At 71.0% G+C, this 2,203-nt stretch carries 2 protein-coding genes; one reads left to right on the forward strand and one right to left on the reverse strand.

All coding sequences use genetic code 11. The features are described from left to right. A partial coding sequence (locus AC0AIB_RS30900) for an extracellular catalytic domain type 1 short-chain-length polyhydroxyalkanoate depolymerase (RefSeq protein ID WP_465098031.1) occupies window positions 1–1,044 on the reverse strand: 1,044 nt, incomplete at its 3' end. A 206-nt stretch (window positions 1,045–1,250) separates the two neighbouring features. Here AC0AIB_RS30900 and AC0AIB_RS30905 point away from each other — a divergent pair. After that, a partial coding sequence (locus AC0AIB_RS30905; protein WP_465098032.1) for a LacI family DNA-binding transcriptional regulator occupies window positions 1,251–2,203 on the forward strand: 953 nt, incomplete at its 3' end.

Here is a 2,203-nt window from a genome sequence, read left to right on the forward strand (position 1 = left end):
GGTATTTCGGGGACGAATGCGCATCTGATTTTGGAGCAGGCTCCGGAGTTTGATGAGGCCATGGCCGCTGGGTCCACCGATGCCGATGCCGATGCCGCTGGTGGTGGCGAAGGTGGTGGTGGGCGGGGCGTCGAGGCCGAAGAACCGGATCGCCTGCGCGGCGTCGACCGGCAGGTTGTGCGTGACGCCCTGCATGCTGATCGCCTCAACCGGTGCCGTGCCGTTGCTGCCGCCGTACCGGGTGCGGGTGTAGCCGGCCTGCGGGGTGTCGGTGAAGGTAGGCGTCTGGCTCAGCCCGTGGACGTTGGTCCACTGCTTGACCTCTTCGCCGAAGTTCGGGTAGCGCAGGGTCTCGTCGTTGGTGCCGTGCCACAACTGCATCCGGGGCCGTTTGCCGGTATATCCGGGGTAGGCGTTACGGACCAGGTCGCCCCACTGCTGCGCGGTCTTGGTGACCTGCCCGTTGGCGCACTGACTGTTCCACTCCGAGCCGTCGGTGGTGGCGAAGCAGCCGAACGGCACCCCGGCGAAGGCCGCACCCGCCGCGAACACGTCGGGATAGTCGCCGAGCAGCACGTTGGTCATCATCGCCCCGGAAGAGGTGCCGGTGGCGAAGATCCGGTTCGGGTCGACGGGGTACCGCGCCCGGACGTAGTCGACCATCGACTTGATGCCCACCGGATCGCTGCCCCCGTCGCGGCGCAGCGCCTGCGGGGAGGAGACGTCGAAGCACTTGCTGCTGCGGGTCACCGACGGGTAGATGACGATGTAACCGTACCGGTCGGCCAGGGCCGCGTACTGGGTGCCGGAATAGAAGGCCGGGCCGCTGCCGGTGCAGTAGTGCACGGCCACCAGCAGACCCGGTCGGGCCGCCACGGTGTTCGGCACGTACAGGTACATCTGGAGATTGCTGGGGTTGGCGCCGAAGTTCGTCACCTGGGTCAGCGTCGCCGCCGAGGCCGGGGTGGGGGCGGCGATCGCCGCCAGTACGGTGAGCGCGGCGGCGACCAGGGCGGTGCCGAGGAGTTTGATCCTGGATCTCATGGGACAGGTTCCTCCGGAGGATCGCGGGAATGCGGCTGCTCCGATCGAGGCTGCCCGGCGCTCGATCGTGTCCGGCTCAGGAACATCCATGAGTATCGTTAGCCTGTCGTCGGCTTGGCAAGGCGGGCCGCCCCACCGGAAGTTCCGGTCGCCGACCGGGCCGGACACCGGCGACCGGCGGGACCGCGCCGGTGGATAATGGCCGCATGCGTGGTCCTGCGATGACGGACGTCGCCCGCCTGGCGGGAGTCTCCCACCAGACGGTTTCCCGGGTGCTCAACGACCATCCGAACGTCCGGGAACAGACCCGGGTCCGGGTCCGTGCGGCGATCGCCGAGCTGGGCTACCGACCGAACCGGGCGGCACGGGCGCTGGTCACCGGCCGCTCCCAGCTCATCGGGGTGGTGGCCCAGAACAGCACCCTGTACGGGCCGGCGTCACTGCTGGCGGCCCTGGAGCAGGCCGCCGCGTCGGCCGGCTTCGCGGTCAGCGTCGGCAGCGTCAGCACCCTCGACCGGCGGTCCATCTCCGCCGCCGTGGAGCGGCACCTCGACCACCGGGTCGCCGGCATCGTGGTGATCGCCCCGGTGGCCTCGGCCGACGAGGCGCTCGACCACCTGCCGCACGGCGTGCCGCTGGTCACCGTCGACGGCGATCCGGCCCGGGAGGCGGCGTTGGTCACAGTCGACCAGGCAGCGGGGGCCGGACTGGCCACCCGGCACCTGTTGGACGCCGGGCACCGTACCGTCTGGCACGTCTCCGGCCCGGCGGACTGGTTCGACAGCGCCGGGCGGGTCGAGGGTTGGCGGGCGGCGCTGCGGGCGGCCGGGGCGGAGGTGCCGCCGGTGCTGTCGGCCGACTGGAGCGCGGCGTCAGGATACCGCTGTGGGCAGATGCTGGCCCGGATGCCGGAGGTGACGGCGGTCTTCGCGGCGAACGACCATCTCGCGCTGGGGGTGTTGCGGGCGTTGAGCGAGCGCGGGCGTCGGGTGCCGGAGGGGATCAGCGTGGTCGGCTTCGACGACGTGCCGGAGGCGGCGTACTTCATCCCCCCGTTGACCACCGTGCGGCCGGACTTCGACGCGGTGGCCCGCGTCGGGCTGGCGATGCTGCTGCGGCAGATCGAGGCCGGCCCGGGCGTGGTCGAACGGCACACCAT

It is taken from the genome of Micromonospora sp. DSM 43699, assembly GCF_055517075.1.